The organism is Roseobacter sp., from assembly GCF_039970775.1.
In the GTDB taxonomy this organism is placed as follows: domain Bacteria; phylum Pseudomonadota; class Alphaproteobacteria; order Rhodobacterales; family Rhodobacteraceae; genus Roseobacter.
In genome coordinates this window covers 1-18,460 of record NZ_JBDVLG010000035.1, presented here as the reverse complement: position 1 = coordinate 18,460, position 18,460 = coordinate 1, and the positions used below count along the sequence as shown (strand labels likewise).

General features: G+C 57.3%; 16 protein-coding genes and 1 pseudogene. 6 read left to right on the top strand and 11 right to left on the bottom strand.

Annotated elements, in window-relative coordinates; genetic code table 11:
- Window positions 1-5: 5 nt before the first annotated feature.
- The 9 genes from ABJH13_RS08650 to ABJH13_RS08610 are packed head-to-tail and all read right to left on the bottom strand — an operon-like array spanning window position 6 to window position 9,159.
- Window positions 6-983: an oligopeptide/dipeptide ABC transporter ATP-binding protein gene (locus ABJH13_RS08650; RefSeq protein ID WP_348405822.1), complete on the bottom strand. Its 978-nt coding sequence runs from the start codon at window positions 981-983 to the stop codon at window positions 6-8.
- Window positions 980-1,933, bottom strand: coding sequence for an ABC transporter ATP-binding protein (locus ABJH13_RS08645; protein ID WP_348405821.1), 954 nt, complete (start codon window positions 1,931-1,933; stop codon window positions 980-982). The genes ABJH13_RS08650 and ABJH13_RS08645 overlap by 4 nt, the downstream gene beginning before the upstream one ends.
- Window positions 1,930-3,522 carry a gamma-glutamyltransferase gene (locus ABJH13_RS08640; RefSeq protein ID WP_348405820.1) on the bottom strand — a complete coding sequence of 531 codons (1,593 nt, stop codon included), beginning with the start codon at window positions 3,520-3,522 and terminating at the stop codon, window positions 1,930-1,932. Before ABJH13_RS08640 ends, ABJH13_RS08645 begins: the two co-directional genes overlap by 4 nt.
- Complete coding sequence (locus ABJH13_RS08635) at window positions 3,515-4,378, bottom strand: polysaccharide deacetylase family protein (protein ID WP_348405819.1); 864 nt, start codon at window positions 4,376-4,378, stop codon at window positions 3,515-3,517. Before ABJH13_RS08635 ends, ABJH13_RS08640 begins: the two co-directional genes overlap by 8 nt.
- Window positions 4,375-5,133 carry an SDR family oxidoreductase gene (locus tag ABJH13_RS08630; RefSeq protein ID WP_348405818.1) on the bottom strand — a complete coding sequence of 253 codons (759 nt, stop codon included), beginning with the start codon at window positions 5,131-5,133 and terminating at the stop codon, window positions 4,375-4,377. The genes ABJH13_RS08635 and ABJH13_RS08630 overlap by 4 nt, the downstream gene beginning before the upstream one ends.
- On the bottom strand, window positions 5,134-5,979 hold the full coding sequence (locus tag ABJH13_RS08625; RefSeq protein ID WP_348405817.1) for an ABC transporter permease: 846 nt from the start codon (window positions 5,977-5,979) through the stop codon (window positions 5,134-5,136).
- Window positions 5,976-6,902 (bottom strand): ABC transporter permease, encoded by a 927-nt coding sequence (locus tag ABJH13_RS08620; protein WP_348405816.1) that lies wholly within the window; start codon window positions 6,900-6,902, stop codon window positions 5,976-5,978. The genes ABJH13_RS08625 and ABJH13_RS08620 overlap by 4 nt, the downstream gene beginning before the upstream one ends.
- A complete protein-coding gene (locus tag ABJH13_RS08615) occupies window positions 6,902-8,389 on the bottom strand; it encodes an ABC transporter substrate-binding protein (RefSeq protein WP_348405815.1) in 1,488 nt (495 codons plus the stop codon). Before ABJH13_RS08615 ends, ABJH13_RS08620 begins: the two co-directional genes overlap by 1 nt.
- Window positions 8,386-9,159, bottom strand: a complete 774-nt coding sequence (locus tag ABJH13_RS08610; RefSeq protein WP_348405814.1) for a hypothetical protein — start codon at window positions 9,157-9,159, stop codon at window positions 8,386-8,388. Before ABJH13_RS08610 ends, ABJH13_RS08615 begins: the two co-directional genes overlap by 4 nt.
- 188 nt (window positions 9,160-9,347) lie before the next feature.
- On the opposite strand from ABJH13_RS08610, the gene ABJH13_RS08605 reads away from it, so the two are divergent.
- Window positions 9,348-10,163, top strand: coding sequence for an Asd/ArgC dimerization domain-containing protein (locus ABJH13_RS08605; RefSeq protein WP_348405813.1), 816 nt, complete (start codon window positions 9,348-9,350; stop codon window positions 10,161-10,163).
- A gap of 187 nt (window positions 10,164-10,350) precedes the next feature.
- Window positions 10,351-10,812: an NUDIX domain-containing protein gene (locus ABJH13_RS08600; protein ID WP_348405812.1), complete on the top strand. Its 462-nt coding sequence runs from the start codon at window positions 10,351-10,353 to the stop codon at window positions 10,810-10,812.
- Between the two features lie 142 nt (window positions 10,813-10,954).
- On the opposite strand, the gene ABJH13_RS08595 is transcribed toward ABJH13_RS08600, so the two are convergent.
- On the bottom strand, window positions 10,955-13,114 hold the full coding sequence (locus ABJH13_RS08595) for a TonB-dependent receptor (protein ID WP_348405811.1): 2,160 nt from the start codon (window positions 13,112-13,114) through the stop codon (window positions 10,955-10,957).
- Window positions 13,115-13,388: 274 nt separating this feature from the next.
- On the opposite strand from ABJH13_RS08595, the pseudogene ABJH13_RS08590 reads away from it, so the two are divergent.
- A pseudogene (locus ABJH13_RS08590) lies at window positions 13,389-14,381 on the top strand (integrase core domain-containing protein); the annotation flags it as partial.
- Between the two features lie 184 nt (window positions 14,382-14,565).
- On the opposite strand, the gene ABJH13_RS08585 reads toward ABJH13_RS08590, so the two are convergent.
- Window positions 14,566-15,660, bottom strand: a complete 1,095-nt coding sequence (locus ABJH13_RS08585; protein WP_348405810.1) for a tRNA-dihydrouridine synthase — start codon at window positions 15,658-15,660, stop codon at window positions 14,566-14,568.
- A 601-nt stretch (window positions 15,661-16,261) separates the two neighbouring features.
- Between ABJH13_RS08585 and ABJH13_RS08580 the strand changes: the two genes are divergently transcribed.
- From ABJH13_RS08580 to ABJH13_RS08570, 3 genes are all read left to right on the top strand, one after another.
- Entirely contained in the window at window positions 16,262-17,539 is a 1,278-nt protein-coding gene (locus ABJH13_RS08580; RefSeq protein ID WP_348405809.1) for a spondin domain-containing protein, read from the top strand.
- A 140-nt stretch (window positions 17,540-17,679) separates the two neighbouring features.
- The gene (locus ABJH13_RS08575; RefSeq protein WP_348405808.1) at window positions 17,680-17,850 is read left to right on the top strand and encodes a hypothetical protein; all 171 of its coding nucleotides are present in this window, start codon (window positions 17,680-17,682) and stop codon (window positions 17,848-17,850) included.
- A gap of 190 nt (window positions 17,851-18,040) precedes the next feature.
- The gene (locus tag ABJH13_RS08570) at window positions 18,041-18,166 is read left to right on the top strand and encodes a hypothetical protein (RefSeq protein ID WP_348405845.1); all 126 of its coding nucleotides are present in this window, start codon (window positions 18,041-18,043) and stop codon (window positions 18,164-18,166) included.
- Window positions 18,167-18,460 lie beyond the last annotated feature (294 nt).

Here is an 18,460-nt window from a genome sequence, read left to right as displayed (position 1 = left end):
CAAATCTAGGGAGCTGTCTTTTCCTTCACAAAGCACCGCAAGCTGTGCGTCGGCGTGTGTTGGGTGATGTTTGGGCGCGATTGCGTGCACCGCGTTTCGGCCAAAGGGCATCGGGTCACAAAGGGGCATCCTTTTGGCGGATCCAGCGGGCTGGGCAATTCACCTTTCAGGATCGTGCGTTGCCGTGTGCCGCGCAACGCGGGGTCGGGCAGGGGGATCGCCGACAACAAGGCCTGCGTGTAGGGATGCAGCGGGTTGGCAAAAACATCTGCTGTGGGCCCTTCTTCGATGATGATCCCCAGATACATGACGGCAATGCGGTCGGCGATGTGGCGAACAACGCTCAGGTCATGGGCGATGAACAGATAGCTGAGGCCCAGTTCCCGTTGCAGCCGCATCAACAGGTTCAGGATTTGGCTTTGGATAGACACATCCAGCGCCGATACGGGTTCATCGCAGATCACCAGCTTGGGGTTCAGGGCCAAGGCCCGCGCGATCACCACGCGCTGCCGCTGCCCCCCCGATAGGGCGCCCGGCCTGCGGTCGCGTTGATCCGCGTTCAGGCCAACAAGCGCCATTAATTCGTCCACCCGCGCCGAAATTTGGCCTTTGGGAAGGTCATGAATAACCAACGGTTCCGCGATGGCCTGCGCAATCGTTCGCCGCGGGTTCAGGGCCGAAACCGGGTCTTGGAACACCACCTGCATATCGCGCCAGACCTGCCGCCGTTCAGTTGGGTGCAACAGCGCAAGATCTTTGCCGTCAAACAGCACGCGCCCCTCTGTCACCGGTGCCAGCCCCAAGACCGCATTGCCGGTGGTGGATTTGCCGCAGCCGCTTTCGCCCACAACCGCGAGTGTCTCGTTTGCGGCGACACTGAAGGACACGCCATCAACGGCTTTTACCACGGCTTTTGTCCCGCCGAACCTGCCTGATCGGACCGGGAAATGAACCTTGAGGTCCTGCACATCCAGCAATGTCATGCGACATCTCCTTCAGCATGAAAACACGCCACCCGGTGGTCTGCGCCGATCAATGCAGGCTGCGCGGCACAGGCGGCACTGGCGCTGTCGCACCGGGTGCGAAACCGGCAACCTTGGGGCCAGTCGAGAGGGCTGGGAACATTGCCCTTGATGGTGAAAAGTTCGCCCTTGGGAGGGGTGTCCAAGCGCGGGATCGTGCGCAGCAACATCCGTGTATAGGGGTGGCGCGGTGCCTTGAAAATCCCATGCACGGCGCCTTGTTCGACGACCCGCCCACCATACATCACACAGACCCGATCTGCCAATTCCGCGACAACGCCCATATCGTGGGTGATCAACAAAATCGCCGTCTGGGCATCGGCTGCTAGCTCTTGCATCAGTTCCAAAATTTGCGCCTGAATGGTCACGTCCAACGCTGTCGTCGGTTCATCCGCGATCAACAACCGGGGTCGGGAAATCAGCGCTGCGGCAATCATGATGCGCTGGCACATGCCGCCTGATAACTCTGTCGGCAATTGCGTCGCGCGGCGCTCTGGCTCTGGGATGCCGACACGGCGCAGCATTTCGATGGCTTGCACCATCGCGTCTTTGGCAGAGGCTTTGCCATGCACGATCAGGCTCTCGGCGACCTGCGCGCCGACAGGGACCAACGGGTTCAACGAGGACACGGGTTCTTGAAAGATCATCGCCAGTTTGCCACCGCGCAGCGCGCGCAGTTGGTGCTCGGCAAGGCTGGTCAGATCGGTGCCGTCAAACTCAATAGTGCCGCTTTCACGTGCCAGACCCTCGCCCAACAGACCCATCACAGACAGTGCAGTCAGCGATTTCCCCGACCCGCTTTCCCCGACCAACGCGACAATCTCACCCGGCGCCACATCCAGTGTGACGCCATCCACCAGCGACAGCGGGCCCGCGGAAATCGCGAGATCTTTGATCGACAGCAGGCTCATGTGGGGGTCGCGGCGCGAACTGCCGTCCAAGGGGTGTTGGGATGTACCGCACCTATATTGGGCCCGCCGCCGCGCCCGGCCTGAACCATCGTGGGGATGGCAAATTGCACCGGATAAAGGCTGTCTTCGGTGATCTGCACCGGATGATCGGCCGCGATGGCCGAGGCCGTATCGACGGCGGCGGCCCGGTTGACAAGAATGGTTGGAGCGCTGGCGTCAATGCGCGGGGCATGCAGGGCTGTCTCGGGGGTCTCATTCAGATCAATCAGCCGCGACAAAATCTGCACAATCGCGGGAAATATCTGCCGCCCACCTGCGGCCCCAATGGCAATATCGGGTGTGCCATCGCGCAGGGTGATCACCGGCGACATATTGGCCAGCGGAACAGCCCCCCCCGCAATCGAATTGGGGTTCCCCGGACGGGGGTCAAACCACATCATCCCATTGTTCATCAGCAGCCCCAGCGATGGCGCAACAACCTTAGAACCAAACCGCGACAGCAACGTATTGGTCAGCGACACCATCGCGCCGGTGCCATCAACGACCGAAATATGGCTGGTGCAATCTTGCGCCCCTGCCGCGTGGCCCATCGTTTTGAGGCGCGCCTCATATGCACCGCGAATGGCATTGGCGTGGGCCGCCGAAAACCCTGCGTCGGTCTGTGCCGTCATGTCCGTTGCCGCAAGCGTCGACAACGTGGTCAGCAGGCTTGGACCACCCGACAAACCGCCCATGGTGCAAACAGTCCGGCCCCCATATTGCGCCTGTGCGGGTTTGCCCCACACGGGGGTATATCCGGCCAGATCATCGGCGGTTATTTTGGACCCTGCGGCGTTCAGATCAGCCACAAGGCGCTGCGCGATGTCGCCTTGATAGAAGTCCTGCGCGCCCGCTGTGGCGAGCCTGCGCAACATGTCCGCTTTGGCTGGCATGGGCAGTAAATGTGCGGTTGGGTCGGTGGGGTCTGGCACCCGCGCCGAGGGGGCCAGAAACAACGCCGCGGCGGCGTCATTGCCCGACAAACCGGGTGTATCAATCGCAAAGGCCAACCGCGCGAACCAGTCAACGCGCATCCCCCTTTCGGCCAAGGCAATCGCGGGGGCCACCACATCACCCCATGCCATGCTGCCGTACCGCGCAAGAGCTGCGGCCATACCCGCCACCGCACCCGGCACGCAGATCGACCCGGCGCCGATTAGGTTTTTGTCGCCTTCGACGGACGGCCAGTTGAACCAATCCCCGCCAGCGCCCCCTGACAGGGGATAATCTGCCGGGTCAGCCGCAGCAGCTGCGCGCAGGTTGAAATCCAAGGTATCGACCGTGCCGTCAGGGGTTGCGTGCAGCAAAAACCCACCGCCCCCCAAACCAGACAACCACGGTTCAACCACCGACAACGCGATGGCGGTCGCAACAGCCGCGTCCATTGCATTGCCGCCCGCACTTAGGATATCCGCGCCAACCTGTGCGGCTTCGGGGTGTTGTGCGGCAACAAGGCCTGTGGCACTTTCGACCTGCGGTTTTGTGATGGCCCATGTCTGGCTGGCGGGCCGCGGCGCGGTAGAGGGCGCCAGTGTGCTGCGGTCATCCATGGGTGTTCTCCTTGGTGTGGGCGGTGTCCAAAGCGACGCAAAGCCCCCCGCCCATTTGCTGGTGATGTGCCGCGATTTGCCCGCAGGTGGCCACCCAAACATGCGGCGTGTCAACAAGCGGTTGAAACAGACGTTCCAACATATCGACGCGCGACGCACGCCCCGAAATCCAGTCATGCACCGTCAACATAAACAACCCGCCGTGGCCCATCTGTGCTGCGGCGTCATCCGCCCATTGCTGGCCCACCTCGCGGTCGGGTCGCGGGCTTTTGTCGCCGGCGCCTAGGAATTTGAAAAAGATCGCATCGTCGTTGTCCCATCGCACGGGCACTTCGGTCACGCCCTCGATCTGGTAGGGCACGTCTTCGCCCATCAACGAGCTGTCCCACAGCCCGTTTCGTCTGAGGTCTGCCAGCATATGCGGCGTCATTTCCCACGCCGGCGACCGAAACCCAGCGGGTTTTTGTCCCGTTTGCGCCACGAACACATCAATGGACGCCCCCAACGCATCAGAGAATTGCGCATCTGTAATGTCACCGGCTAGTTCATGCAAAAACCCATGCAGGGCGATTTCGTGGCCGCGCGCGATCAGGCCGGGCAACAGGTCGGGATTGTCACGCGCCACTATACCCGGCACAAAAAACGAACCCTTGATGCCAACCCTGTCCAACATGTCGACCATCCGCGCAAGGCCACGGCGCATGCCATAGCTACGGTGTTCGGCGGCAGCGAGCGTGTTGGGCAGCCCATCGCGGTGTTGCCAAAGCCACGGCGCTGTTGCGTCCACATCGACGCTGAAACAGGCCGCTGATCTATAGCCATCAGGCCACGCATAGGGGAGGGGAGACCAATTCACAGGGCGCTCTTTTTGTCTTGGTAGACGTCCATGGTACCGGCCGAATTGCCACCATCTACGGCCAATGAGGTGCCGGTGATGTTCTTGGCAGCGGATGATGCGAGAAACAGCGCGGCCTGCCCGACGTCTTCTGATTTGGTTTCACTATTGAGTGGGATGGCCGCCATCACCCGGTCGATATGTTCGCGGCTTAGGGTCGAGACGGCAGATCCCGCAGCAAAACCGGGCTCAAGGCAGTTCACGCGGATGCCATATTCGGCCAGTTCCAGCGCAAAGCCCTTGGTCATACGGTCCAGCGCGGTTTTGGACATGCAATAGGTCACCGCCGTGCGCCGCATTTTGCGCGCAGCCCCCGACGAGATGTTGATAAACGAACCACCATGTTTGGCGGCAATCATCTGCTGTGCAAAGCCGCGCATCAACACGAAGGGCGCGCGCAGGTTGATGTCCATGATGCGGTCCCAATCGGCGACTTGCATATCCAACAAAAACGACGACGGATAGATGGCCGCGTTGTTGACGACGACGTCCGGCGCGCCCCATTGATCTGCCACCGTATCAAGCAGATGTTGCAGGCCGTCGTCGCGCGTCAGATCCGCCGCGATGGCAAAACCCGTCAACGCATCGGTGGTGTGATCTGTGGTGCAGACCTCAGCGCCCGCATCGCGAAACGTTTGCGCCAAGGCCCTGCCAAAGATGCCAGCGGCCCCCGTGACAACCACGCGCTTGCCATGAAATTCCGTACCAAAGTCCATTTACCGTCCTTTTCCAATTCGATCGCCCAGTTTGTCCCCGATGAGGTTCGCGCTGAGCACCAGCATAAACAACGCAACACCGGGAAAGGTCGCGATCCACCACGCAGAGCCGACGTAATTGCGCCCGGTCGAAAGCATCGACCCCCAGCTTGCCGTGGGCGGCTGTACACCCAGCCCCAGAAACGACAGACCCGCCTCAAAGAGGATCATCAGGCCAAATTCCAGCGTGGCGACCACCAAAACGGTGCCGATAATATTGGGCAATATGTGCACGGCCAGAACGCGCGCAGGTGACGCGCCCATCGCCCGCGCCAAGGTCACAAACGGGCGATCCGCAAGGGCCAGCGTTTGCCCGTAGGCCACCCGCGCATAACGCGGCCAGCGCGTCAGAGCGAGCACGAGGATCACGTTGATAAACCCCGGCCCCAGCACCGCGACCGTGATGATCGCCAGCAAAATCGCCGGGATCGACAGAAAGATATCCACCAGTCGCATCAGGATCGTTTCGGGCCAGCCGCGCAGATAGCCCGCGGCCATGCCAAGGGTCACGCCGACCACCCCCGATAAAAGCACCGACAAAACAGCGACCGAGATCGACACCCGCGCGCCATAGATCACCCGGCTTAGGATATCGCGGCCCAACTCGTCAGAGCCAAGCCAATAGACCGCGCCGCGCGCCTCGAAACCGGGCGCTTTGAGGCGGGCCAGCAGGTTCTGGCGGTCTGGGTCCAGCGGGGCGATCCACGGGGCAAAAATGGCAGCGATCACCAGAACGCCCAGCAATGCGGCGGGCCACCACGCGATGACATCGCGCATCCGGGGTCTGTGGGCGGGCAGGGCGGTCATGGTTTGCCTGCCAACCGCACGCGCGGGTCGATGATGGAATACAAAATATCGGCAAGCAGGTTCGCGGCGATGGTCACGAATGCACCCAGCAGCACCACCGCCTGCACGATGACGAAATCACGCGCCGCGATGCTTTGAACGGTCAGTAAGCCAAGGCCGGGCCATGCAAAAACGGTCTCTACGATCACGGCACCTGCGAGCAGCTGCGAGATCTCGAGCGCGGTGATCGTGATGATCGGGATTAGCGAATTGCGCGTCAGGTGATGCGATACCAAGCGGCCCGTGCCAACGCCGCGCGCACGGGCCGAACGCACGTAGTCTTTAGACAGCTCGTCCACCACCGCAGAACGCGCAATACGTGCGTAGGTCGCCAGCGACAACAAACCGAGCGCCACCGACGGCATCACCAGATGCGCCAGCGTACCCGTGCCCGATGACGGCAGCCACCGTAGCCAAACGCCAAACACCATGATCATCATAATGCCTGACCAAAATGTGGGCATCGACTGACACGCCAGCACCAACCCCATGATCCAGCGCGACACCGCCCGCCCCCGCGTAAGCGCCATGAGAAGACCCAGCGGCAGCCCAATCAGCAACGCGACAGCCAAGGCACCGGCGGCCAGTTGCAGGGTTTGCGGAATACGCGACGCGATAATGTCCCACGCCGGTGCGTTTTGGACAAAGCTACGCCCCAGATCAAAGCGGGTCATATCGCCCAGAAAATCTAGAAATTGCACCCAAAGGGCGCGGTCGAGGCCAAGCGTCACGCGCATGGCCTCGATGTCTGCCTGTGTCGCGGTTTCGGGCAACAACAATGCGGTCGCATCCCCGGTGAGACGCTGGATAAAGAACACCAGCGTCACCACACCAAAGGCTGCAATCACTGCCTGACCACCGCGATGCAGGAGAAAACGTAGCATTATTCAGAGATGCTCATACGGTTGAGGAACATGCTTTCGTTTGCGGTGGGTGCGAACTCTAGATCAGCGGTGGCACCATAGAGCACGGCGGCTTGATACAGCGGCAGCAGGTAGTAGTTGTCGCGTACGATCTGCGAGACCTCGTTATAGGCGCCTTGCCGCACGGCAGGGTCCAACGACACGCGCGCTTTTTCCAGCAGCACGTCAAGTTCCGGCAGGTTCACCCGCGACCATGCGCTGTCGGAATGCAGCGTCGGGTAGCCGATCCCGTCGACATCCTGACACGCACAAGACCACCGCCCAAAGCTAAGCTCGGAGTTTTCCGCAGGATCTGACCGCACAATATTCAGGTAGGTCGGCATATCGGTCATAGAGATCGAGATATTGAAACCTGCATCATTCAGCATCTGCTGAACCGCTTGGACGATCCGTTGGTCAAACACGGGGGCCGTGGCCAATGTGGCGGGTGTCGCGGCGATATCGGGGTTCGCGGCCGTGATCTTTTGGGCGGCTTCCGGGTCATAGTCGAACAGTGACAGATCAGGGTTATAGCCGAAATGCGCCGGTGTCGCCATTTGCGCAGAAGGGACCTCGCCCGCTTGCAACAGCCCCTCGGTGATACCTAGACGGTCAATGGCCAGGGACGCCGCTTTGCGCATCTGAAGCGTGTCGAATGGTGGTTTGTCGAGGTTCAGACCCATGTAACCCACGCGTTCGGTCAGGGCAGACAAAACCTTGACGTCCGGGTTTCCGGCCAGTTGGGCGCCAGCGTCTGCATCAATGCTGACCACCAGATCGGCCGTGCCCGCCTGCAAATCGGCCACGCGTGTCGCTGCATCGGGGACGGCCCGGAAAATGGCGTTATCAAAAGGGCCTGCGGTGCCCCAATAGGCGTCATTGCGGGTCAGGGTTACCGAAACGCCACGGTTCCATTCGGCAAAACTGTAGGGGCCAGAGCCAACAGGGGCTGTGTTAAACGCATCTGCACCAACTGCTTCGACCACATGTTCGGGCACAATCGATAGTTTCACAAGCTGCGCCAGAAGCGCGGGGTAGGGACCATCGGTGGTCAGGGTAACTGTGTTGCCCTCTGCGGTTGCGTCGACGATCTGGTTGAACTGCCCCAATTGCGGCGAGCCAAAGTCAGGGTTGGTGATCCGTTTGACGGAATACACAACATCGGACGGTTTTAATGGGGTGCCATCATGGAACGTCACGCCCTCGCGGATCGTCAGTTGGAGTTCTGTGTCAGACGTCTGTTCCCAGGATGTCGCGATCTGGGGTGTGATCTGCCCTGCGTTGTCACGGGTGACCAGATTGTCGAAAATGTTGCGGTAGACGTAATAGCTGTCTGGGTTCCACTGGCGTTGCGGGTCTAGCGACGATGGCTCGCCTGCCAGATCAACCGTAATGTCGCGTGCGAAGGCGGGTGCGGCCAGAACCGTCAACGCGACGCCGGCCATAAGGGCTCTCATTGTGTGTTTCATTTTTCTCTCCTGTTGGTGGCAGTCGTTGTCGGTTTTGGGCGCGCAACCAACCCGCTGCCGGGGGTCAGTGGTGCGTCGTTGTTAAGAAGTTGGCGCAGGCAGAACGCCTCTTGCGCGTCAATCAGCGCCATGCGGGCATCGACGATGGCGCGGCCGTTTTCTGCCAGCACTGCGTCAATCAGGCCCGACGCATCAGCGCGTCGGAACGCTGTGTTTTGCCCCGTGCCCGCTAGAAACCGCAGGATGCGCGTCGAATGGTGCCACAGTTTGCGCAGATGGCGCGCCGTGAACGGGTTGAGCCCGCCCAGCAACAGCCCATCAATGCGGTCCAAATATTGTTGAACAGACACCATCGCGCCGGGTTCGGGGCGGCTGTGCAAGGCCTGCAACACAGATGCAATCTGGATCAGTTCGGCGCGGGCGTCTTCCGTCATCTTGACGTCGCTCAGGGCACCTTCGGCGATGCGCCGTGCGTCGAGCACTTGCCCAACCAGCGCCCCGGTCACCGGTAGCACCAACCACCCCGTGCGCGGTTGCGGCATCGCCCAGCCATCATACCCCAGGCGCGTCAGCCCTGCGCGCGCGGCGGCACGAGTCAGGCCAAATCTCTCCATTACATCCGCCTCGGTCACGGTCTCACCGGGCAAGATTTCGCACCAGATCACTGCGTCCAGCAGGCGGTCCTCGGCAAAGCGGGCCTTGGCGTCGGGCGCGGGCGGGCCATCGGGAAGCGCGGGGGCCCGCAGGAGCGGTGATGTCGGGTCATACATTAAACATTCCAATTCATGCCTGTTGACATATTAAAAGTAGTATATTGACCTTGCCAAGAATTAAATTTCTGAGAAACCACGAAAGTTAGAATGATATGACACTAAAATCGGTCTCCATTTCAGGCGCTAACTCACTGTTAGGGCAGCATCTTTTGGCACGTCTTGTTGCTGACCCACGGGTGGAAATCATGAGCCTTCATGATCAATGCGCCGCCCAAGGAACTGCCCAAATAAGTGGCTCTCGCCAGTGGAACGTATCCCCAGACGTTGCAAAGAGGCTCGCAGAGGTCCCTCTTTTGGCGCCAGACGCCCCCGCTCTTGCGCCGGTTTTGCTTTCTTTTCTGCCGGATCAAGGTGCCGAAGACATAGAGGCACAGCACCTCGCGCGTGGCACGCGGGTTATCACGCATTGCGAATATGCGCGCCTAAAAGCGCCGATGGTTTTACCATGTGGGACACCCGCCGCGCCACAGTCGCCGCTCCTTGCGACGCCGAACTGCACAACAGCCATGTGCGCCCAAGTTCTGAGCGTTCTAGACGCGGCGCACGGCGTGGCCGGCACCACCATCACCACATTGCAAGCCATTAGCGGCACCGACCTGCCAGGCATGCCGGCCCATGTGATCCATGATCAAGTTGTGGGTCATTTGGATGGTGAAGCGACCGCCTTGTCTCAGGAATTAGGGGCGATTTTCAATGGCGCGTTTCAAGTCGATGCCTTTGCCACCCGCGTCCCCGTCTGGCGCGGGCACACGATCACTTTGTCGGTGGGGTTGAAACATGCCGCCGATGCGCAGACCGTCATGACCACGTTGAGCGCGTCGCCTGACCTAACCCTTACGGGTGTCCCAACACACCGCGATCGTTTTTCCCCCGACGCACCCGTCGCGACAGTGACGAACGTGCGGGATGGCGCGCATGGCGTGTTGATCGTGATAAAAGGGGACAACCTCGAAATGGCCACAACCGGGGTGATGCAATGGGCGCTGCACCAATACGGATAAATTCAACAGACCATAGCGCCGTATGTTGGTGGTGACGTGTAACCTGTTTGAGACGGATCATTCGCCTTGGCAGCGCGGGCGTCTGACGCGGCGGGGTAAATTGTGGGTCGCAGGAGTAGGATTGACAAATTCAGGTCAGTCGGACCACTTGCGTGGGCGCCCCTAAAACGGATGGTCAAAAACACCTATGCTCTTTGTCAAAAGTTACAGCGTTTCGATTTTCTTGCTCAAACCTGATGGTGCAGAGACCAAGGTGCTTCTTCTGCGCCGCACCGGGTCTTTGCCGGGCCTTTGGTGTCAAGTTGCGGGCGGCATCGAGGCAGGTGAGAAAGCATGGCAAACCGCGATCCGCGAGGTTCACGAAGAGACAGGTATCGTGTTAACGGAAATTTGGTCTGCCGACATTGTTGAGCAATTCTATGAGGTGGCCAAAGACTGCATCACGTTGGTGCCTGTGTTTGTCAGTAGGGTTCCGGCAGATAGCACCGTCGTCCTGAACGACGAACATGACGCTTATGAATGGGTCAGCTTTGAGACGGCAAGCGCCATGCTCAGCTTTCCCGGTCAGCAAAAAGCGCTGGCTGCTGTGAAGGCTGAATTCGTTGATAGAAAACCAAACCCGCATCTGAAAATTGCGATGAATGGTTAAGGCAGGCGGATTGACCGCCTTAGCCTGTCCTATTGTCTCAATAAAGGCGCCTCGGCGACAGTGCGGGGAGCACAGACGGTCGTTTGCACCATAGGTCGTGCAATTTCGACATGACCAGCCCCCCCGCAGATCGCGAGACTTTCTAGAACACCTTGTCGAACCGGACGCCGATCTCGCGGCGGTCACCAAGGGTTGCAATGCTATTGGTATTGTTGAGTGCAGTGAAATACCGCTTGTCCAAGAGGTTGTTGGCGTAAAACGTCAGGCGGCTGCTGTCCCAGGCGTAGCCGGTGGATGCATCGACGGTCGTGTATCCCCCCAGATCTACTGCCGCGCCGTTCACGCTCCCGGATTTTTGGGACCCAACATAGCTGGCCACGCCATTGGCAAACCAGCCCGTCGAACGCCCCCAACGCGCCCCAACAGAGATCGTCTTGGTGGGCGCATTGCGGAACTCTTGACCCGAAAGATCTTGACCACTGAACGTGAAGTCCTTGAATTGGGTACGGAGCAAACCAACCGAACCAAAGAGATTCAACGTCTCAGACATCTGATAGTCGACATCGAACTCTGCGCCGTAGGCTTCGGAGTCCCCGGCATTCACGATGATGTTAGAAAATGCGTTGTTGGTGACAGCCTCCACTTCGACCTGCTGGTTTTGATAGTCCGTATAAAACAGATTGCCTGCAACGTTCAGACGACCTTCGATAAAACTTCCGCGATAGGACAGCTCTAAGTTGTCTGTTTCTTCAGAATCAAACTCGTATGTCGATATAGTTCCCCCGAACGCTGCTCCGACGGGCTGAATGCCCCCGCCACCTGGCCGAAAGCCTTTTTGATATACCACGGCGATGCTTTGGTCGGCGTTGATGTCGTATTCGAAGCCGAGTTTTGGCAGAAACTTGATATCACTGGTCGTGGTATCTAAAGATGTAAACGCCTGCACTGGGAACCCAGCGGTAGACGACAGCAAAGTGGCATTGATATCTTGACCAATATAGTCGAGCCGTGCCCCTGCAACAATGCGGGCACCGGGGGTAAATTCGTAAGTCACCTCACCGAACAACGCAATATTGTTGGTTTCTGTTCTATTCGTTGTATCCACATCGAGGGGGGTGGCAATGAGCGGATTGGCATCTAGTGTACCGTCGAACTCACCCGAGTTATCTTCGTGGGCGGCATATGCGCCAGCGACCCATCGCACAGGGCCGCTATCGTAGTTTAGTCTGACCTCCTGCGAAAAGATCTGTTGATCAAATTCGCCAACAATCGTGAACGTTTGCCCTGCATCTTCTGCGTTGATCGACTTCCGATCAGTGATCGAGTCTGACAGGGAGGTCAACGCCGTCAGCCGCAGTGCATCAGAATAGTCATGCGTAATTTCAAGCCCAGCATTGTTGACCCGTGTTTCTCGCACGTCCTGAAAGGCAATGTTATTCCCTTGCCGAATATCGCCACGGTTGTCATCAAAGCTAACAGCCAGATCCGAGCCTGGCCCAGCAATGTTATTTGTGGTTGGTGATTCAAAGCTATGCGAATAGCTTAGTACCGCGCGGGTTTGGGCATTGTCGGCAGGTTGCCAGAGCAATTTTCCACGCAAGTTGTAGAATTCGTCTGTCGCCAAGTCGGACAGGCCGCCAAATGCTTGGTAGGTCGGAAAGTTGAGGTCGCTGTCCTTGGTGGAAAATTCCCCGCTGAGGCGGTAAGCAAAGCTGTCATTGATGGCGTTGCCGTATGCCAGCCCCACCTGCCGGCGGTTATCTTCGCCAAACGTGAGCTGCAGCGCGCCGGATTCTGCGAATTCTGGGTCTTTCGTGCGCAAATAGATTGCACCGGCAAGTGCGTTGCGTCCGCCAAGGGTCGATTGCGGGCCGCGATAGACCTCGACCTGTTCGACATCAAACACCCCGCTGAACCCGCGCCGTGCGGCCTCGACTGTTTGTTGAACCCCGTCAATATAGATCGAGGCCAAAGGCGCGCTGTTGCCGCCCGGTGTGAGCCCTTCGGAACTGATCCCCCGAATGATGAACCCGCTTTCTGTACCGGCGCCCGCCTGCACGTTGGCGATACGGCGAAAGACGTCCTCGACGGTTTGGATCGTGGGGCTGTCCAGTTCTTCAGCGGTGATGACAGCCACACTTGAAGCCGTTTGCTCAAGTGTATTGCCGGTGCGATCCCCATAGAGATCGATGCTACCAAGGTCGAAAAAGTCCGTGGTGTCAGCATCTTGTGCCAATGCCGCAGTTGCAGCAATAATGGAAACGCCGCTTAACAGCGTGCCCCGCAGATGTGAAAATTTCATAGCCAGCTCCCGTAGAATGTTATCTGCTGGCGGGGCGCTCGCTAATTTCCATGCTGTTTTTCACGAAAGGTTAATGACGTCAACGTGAAGCGGCGCACATTGCGACCCTGTTGTGAATTTATAGCCATTTGCGCACAAAATTCGGTGGACTTTCTTGTTATAGGTGTATGGCAAGAAGCGCGTTAGTTGAGACGGTTAGGTAAAGTGGCCTACCCCTCCGAAACGTCCTTCGTTTTATTATAGAGTTTGCTCAGGCTTTTGAAGGTGCAAAGGAATGCGAAAGAGCCGATTTAGCGAAGCCCAGATTGTTCATTGCGCGTCAGGGTTGTGCGTAGCATGGTCCCGAGAGGGAGGATGCTCAAGGAGCAGGACGCCGGGATGGCGACTGCTGATGTGGGCAGCACGCATAGCTTCAGTCAGGGGGCATTCTGTACGTTTAAATCACGGTATGGTGGCATAGAGGTGTCTGGCGCGGCTAAGCTGCGTGCCGTCACCGATGAGAACGCGAAGCTAAAGCGTTTGCTGGCGGATACGATGTTGGACAACGTTGTTCTGAAGGATCTGCTGAGAGCGAACAACGAGAGGCAGCGCTTCGTGCGATGCGTGATCATGACATCTCGCAACGAAGGGTCCGCCGCCTTGTTGGTGTTGATACCTAAACTTTCAGGCGTGATCGCCCGCCCACTGCTCGGCAGTGCATTAAAAATGCACGAGAGGGAGACAATCCAGATATCCGTGCCGAGATGAAAGCTGTCGCGCACAAGCGTCGCCGGTTTGGTTATCGACGGATTGGCGCGGTGTTGGAACGCAGAAGCCAGTAGAACGCTGGTCGCTCGACTTTCTGTCCGATACGTTTGGCGTCTCTCGCAAGTTCCGCATCCTTGCCGTGGATGACGATCGCTGCCGCGAAAACCTGCGCCCTATGGCTGGCACCAGCATCTCCGATGCTCGTGTCGCCCGTGAATTGGATGCGCCTGTGCGGGCTTACGGTGAGCCTGCCAGCGCTGTCAGTGACAATGGCACTGAGTTCACGAGCCGTGCAATCCTGAAATGGGCGCAGGAGAACCACGTTGAATGGCAATAAATTGATCCAGGAGAGCCGCAACAGAACGGCTTCATAGTGTCATTCAACGGCAGCCTGCGAGACGAGCTGCTAAATGACGAGATCTTCGATACCTTGGATGACACACATCGAAAATTAGCGCTCTGGCGATACGACTACGTCCGATCTCAATCATCGCTGAGAAATCAAACGCCCACACAAGCGCCCTCTCGGTATGAATGAGCGACACTCGGTAGGCAGAATTAGTGTCTCCCACGCTCCATTTTGGATAGGGTTCGGGGAAAATTTTGAGGCTAGAAACGGCGCCGGTCATTCAGCCTTTTCATCACAATGGCCATACCAAAGCGTATGTTAATTGTGATGCAAAGGCTTATCTTGTTTGCGCAATCTACGCAGATTTTTCGTAGCCGCCATTATAGTCATCACTTTTCCTACGGATCTGTGAATGGCTTACAATCCGTTCACGCGCCATGCCGCGGAACTCTTCGATTGATGAAAATCCTTTGCGTTGCAAATAATCACTGAGATCATCCTTTAACTCTTGGATAAGCTTGATGCCGACGCCACCGCTGCCTTTTTCTTCCATCGCAGCAGTGCAGATTTGCAAATTCCCAGCCCCGTGAATGATGAAATTAAATGCTTCGTTGAAACCTTTAATCCCGCCAATGCCAGAAATAGAGTTATCTGGAAAAGCGCGCGAAATATCCGACACACGCAACAACGCTTGGTGCAAAATGGCCAACCCGCCTTGCCCGCCAGAGGTCACAAGGCCGTCGACTTCGACCTCGAATTTCAGTGTTTCGGGATCCATCAAGGGCAAGGATGGGAACGTGTTGCACAAAGAAATCGCCGATGCTCCTGCACCATAAGCGGCGGCGGCGGCATCAACCAGCGTTGACGTTGATGGCGTGAGTTTAACCCAAATTGGGACGCTGACGACTTCGGTGACAGCCTTTAGAATGGATGTGATGATGTCTTCGTCATTCGCGACATTGGCCCCCATGTCCTTCCGGTCCATGTGGGGGCACGAAAGGTTTAGTTCCAGCGCATCGCATCCGACGTTCACGCATTCTGTCGCAAGCTTGCGCCAATTGTCCATTTCTTCTTCACTACCAGCGCCGGCCATGATCGAGGCGATGAGCATGCGGTCAGGATACGTTTTTTTGATTTCTTCCAAGTCCGGCAACCACACATCAAGTGCTTGATCTGAAATTAATTCCCAGTTCCAAGACGAATGAGAAACAGTGTCAGCGCGCTTGACCCGTGATACATATGGTTTCATTTCGCTGGTGCGTTGGTAGATCGTTTTGGGCCCAGCGACGTTTTCAACGGGGTGCAAACCAATTGTTTTGGTCACCACGCCGCCCCAGCCCGCTTCAAAGGCCTTCAGGATTTTTCGTTTGCTTTCGGTCGGTGGCGCTGAAGCCAGCACAAACGGATTTACGAAGGCCAGACCTGTAAAATTAGTAGAAAGGTTATTCATCGCAGCACATCCTCGATTTGTTGGCAGTCATGAGAATTATTTTTTACCAAAGAGTCAATATTTTTCATAATTCTCACGGTTTGACTGTCGCATTTGCCTTCAAACCACCCCTTTAGAACAAGTAGGAGGCACACTTGCATAGAAAACAGCCGTTCGCATGACATGGCTCTCCATCGTCGATCATGTTGTCTGAAGCACGGATGCAGTCATGATGTTCAAGTTTAATTTTGGAACCTTCTCGCGCGATCTTAGCTTGCTGGGTTTGCTTGCGCGTGGCCTCAGACAGAACCGGCCAAACACATCATCAACCCCACCTGTTGCGTTAGATTGGAAACAACATACCGGGGATCAAACCGCAGATCACAAAATTGTTTATAGGGCGTGATCAATACACCGAACTTCTTGAAAACACCATGAAACCAGCGCGTTACAGCGCACTCAAAACTCTATAAAAGTCAATGTTTACAATTAATTAACCATTATAATATGTTTGTGATGACGGAGATTTCAAAGTTTCAACTAGGGATTGATCCGGCCGCTTTCATTGAGCGACCGGCGCCGGAAGAAGACGGCGTGAGAACAAAAAGAAAAAGGAAAACGAATGGAAACTCTACGCTTTGTTGCAACAAATGACTCGAACGCTGGTGGTACGGCGCTTACTCCGATTTGGTTTGGCTTCCACGACAATAGCTTTGATTTGTTTGATGTGGGGGAGGCGTCCTCTGCGGGTCTTGAGGCCGCTGCTGAGGACGGTAATTTCTCCCCTCTCGGAGCGGAATTGACCGCTGATGACGCAGATGGCGTCGGGGGTGTTATTTTGGGCGCGGCAGGGCCGATCGTCGCTGGCGAACGCACCACGGCGCAAGTCACCGTTGACGGCGCGTCGAACGGGTTTTTGAGCCTCGCGGCCATGTTGCTGCCGTCCAATGACGCGTTTATAGGCACCGACGACGCAATCCAACTGTTTGATGCTGATGGAAACTTCCTTGGCGCGCAAACTATCTCGTTCGGCGGCGGTGACGTCTATGACGCAGGTACTGAGGTCAACACCGAGTTGGATGCGGCCTTCATCAACCAAACTGCGGCCAACACCGGTGTGGATGAAAACGGTGTCGTTACCCAACACCCTGGGTTTAACGGCTCGCTAGGCAATCCGGATGGAGACCAGATCATTTTGGGCGGTACCAACGCCTTTGGTCAATTCATCGATCCGGGTGCGGCGGATTTTTCGTCGCCGGGGGCCGACATCGCGACAGTGCACATCAACATTGTAGAGAGCGAAGAGGGCACCAGCGGCAATGACCGTCTTGTCGGAAGTGAGGCGGACAACATTTTCACCGGCGGAGACGGTCAGGACCTAATTTACGGTCTCTCAGGCTGGGATGAGCTTTACGGCGGTGATGGCGATGATCGGTTGCGCGGCGGCCATGGCAATGACGTGCTAGACGGCGGCGACGATAACGACCAATTGTTCGGTGCGCTCGGGGCTGACACCCTCCATGGTGGCGAAGGCGATGACCTGCTGGTTGGGGGGCATGGCGATGACGTACTCTTTGGGGATGCGGGCGACGATACTCTAGAAGGGGGTCGTGGGGCTGATGTCCTGGCCGGTGGCGCTGGAAACGATCAGGTCGATTTTGGGCGCGGGACCGATACGTTCATCTTCAGCACCGGTGACGGGGCAGACCAAGTCTTCAATGCCTCATCCGATGATTTGTTCATCTTTGATGTTGAAGGGGTTGACAGTTTTGAAGGGCTGCTGGGCACGGCCCAAGATTCAGATGGGACAGTGACATTTGACTTTTCAAATGGCGACAGCGTCACGCTTAACGATGTCTTTGTATCAGATCTAAGCGCCGAACAATTTTTGTTTGCTTAACGAAGTGCAGTGCCGCGCCGCTTGACGCGGCACTGTCATCGGCAAAGATGGTCGCCGTTTGGCACGCCTATGATAACGGTTGTCTTGGGTATTTGTGTTGGGGGGTAAGATGGATGGCATGAGCGAAGAAGTGTTTCAGAATGAAGAGCCGAAAGAACCGTTCGCCAGAGCTCAAAGCCAAGGTTACGCTTGAGGCGATCCGTGTTGAGTTGGCGTTGGTTGAGCCATCCAAGACGTACGGCATCTATTCCAATCAGGTTGGTATCAGGAAACGCGCCGCTATTGAGGACATAACGACGGCCCTTACCTAACACGGCCCCCGATCAGGTGAGCGCCGCCGAAGTTGACAAGCTGCATTCCAAAATTGAGCAGCCTGTTATGGAGCTGCATCGGTAATCCTCCCCTCTTGGCGGATCGCATTGTAATCGACTACCGGACAAAGGACGCCTCGCAGCTGTTGCTTGGGACGCGCGGCAACACTTGTGCGCTGAGACCACAAGCATGCGTAAACAATGTCGCCAATTTACCACCGGCGCTTGGATCGACGTGCTGGTCGGCGCGCACATCAAAATCAGCATGGACGGCAAAGGCGCATGGCGCGACAATCGGACGATTGAGCCCCGGTAGCCCCATAAATAGCCGCAGAGAATTTCCCTATGTGAAGACCTTTGAGGCAGGCATCAAAAATGCGGGCGGAGATTAGCAAATGGCGGGCCTTTTGAAACGCCAAACGCCCTCACTCGACGCGCGGTGTGCTGAAACTTGCGTAAGCTGCGCCAGTTTTGTCCTAAATAAAAGGGCGTGAATGTCGTGATCAGCACGTGCGCCACGCCATTTTGGGCGGTGCGGGCCGGAAATCTACGAATGTACGAGCAGCGAAGAGCATCCCGGGCGTCCTTTGTTTGTGATCAAGAACATACC